Genomic DNA, 1,455 nt, shown 5'->3' with positions numbered 1-1,455 from the left:
CGTCATGTCGTCCTCATGAGAAATTGAAGCCAAACGCAATACTGAGTGGGATGCCGTTGCCCGATCTGGTTGTGACGGACTGCTACGGAAGAGCGAAGCAATGGCTCTCCGAGGTGCACGGACTTCGGGTTCGACTGAACTTTGGAAAGTGGCGGCGCAGATACTAGGAAGCTAATCTCGCAACAGCGAAGGAATTTGCTGCGTCGCAACACGGCAACGGCCTTGAACCTGAACGGTTCCCAGCCACCCGGCAGTTTCCTGAGGGGTGGCCGAGAGCGCTAAGCCGGGCAAGGGAGCGAAACGGCTGTATCGGCGTTGTCGCACCGGGCCAGGCCGATGCACCCGGGCTGACGGCGGCCCGGGAACCCACAACGATGCCAGACCTGAAGCCCAAGGGTACTGTCAAGTTGGCGAGGAACCTGGGCCTATGGCAGGGTCTCGGACATGAGCACGATCTCCAACCTGTACCGAGGCTTCCGCTTTCCAGCCGAAATCATCGACCAAGCGGTCTGTTTGTATCACTGCTTTAGCCTGAGCCTGCGTGAGGTCGAGCTCATCTTGGCAGCCCGGGGCATCGTGGTCAGCTGCGAAACGATCCGTGAGTGGAGCCTGCGCTTCGGGCGCACCTACGCCAAGACCCTTAAGCAGCGCCGGCCGCAGCCCGGTGACAAATGGTTTCTCGATGAGGTGTTTGTTCGCATCCGAGGCAAACTGCATTATCTCTGCCGGGCGGTCGACCAGCACGGCAACGTGCTCGATGTGCTGGTCCAGAGACGCCGCAACACGAAGGCGGCCAAGTGCTTCTTTCGCAAGCTGCTGAAGGGCTTGCGCTATGTGCCCAGAGTGATCGTGACGGACAAACTCGGATCCTATGGCGCCGCCAAACGCGAGATCCTGCCGGGCGTTGATCATCGGCAGAGCCGGTATCTCAACAACCGCTGTGAGGTCTCGCACCAACCCACCCGAAGGCGCGAGCGTCATATGAGGCGTTTCAAATCAGCCGGGCAGGCACAACAGTTCCTCGCCACTCACACTCCGATCCACTACCACTTCCAGCTCCGCCGCCATTCCCTCTCCGCCAGCGAGTATCGCGCTGCCCGCGATCGCGCCTTCGCCACTTGGCGTGATGTCACTGGTACCGTGTTTGCAGGCTAATCTGGATGGACCTGACGATGATGTTGTCTCCTCACCGTTAAGTTGACAGTACCTATTCTCCTTTGAGAACCGCCAATAGAGACTGTGTACAAATGCGGCTATGCCGCCGCTTCGCTCCCGGTCGGCTTGCTGGAACGGAGGGCGTTGGCTAAACCCTCCTCAATGAGCTTGCGGGCTTCGGTCTCGGTTATCTGTCTCACCACTGCGACCTCCTTCACCATGAAGTCTAGGGCATTCTCGAAGATCTGCCGTTCGCTGTAGGACGCCTCTTCCTGCTGCGGCCCACGGTTTAGATCGCGC

Annotated in this window: 1 protein-coding gene and 1 pseudogene; one reads left to right on the top strand and one right to left on the bottom strand. The window is 59.5% G+C overall.

Annotation, left to right across the window (positions count from 1 at the left end; genetic code table 11):
- Positions 1-444 precede the first annotated feature (444 nt).
- Positions 445-1,155, top strand: a complete 711-nt coding sequence (locus tag ACXJKO_RS31660) for an IS6 family transposase (protein WP_457094961.1) — start codon at positions 445-447, stop codon at positions 1,153-1,155.
- A gap of 98 nt (positions 1,156-1,253) precedes the next feature.
- Here the strand turns inward: ACXJKO_RS31660 and ACXJKO_RS31655 are convergent.
- A pseudogene (locus tag ACXJKO_RS31655) lies at positions 1,254-1,455 on the bottom strand (CarD family transcriptional regulator); the annotation flags it as partial.

The organism is Microvirga sp. P5_D2, from assembly GCF_054049475.1.
Note: the sequence above shows the minus strand (reverse complement) of the source record. Positions and strands in the feature narration are given on the sequence as shown.

Excerpts from the sequence above, each read along its gene's own strand:
- ACXJKO_RS31660 (WP_457094961.1), top strand. The coding sequence starts at position 445 with ATGAGCACGATCTCCAACCTGTACCGAGGCTTCCGCTTTCCAGCCGAA.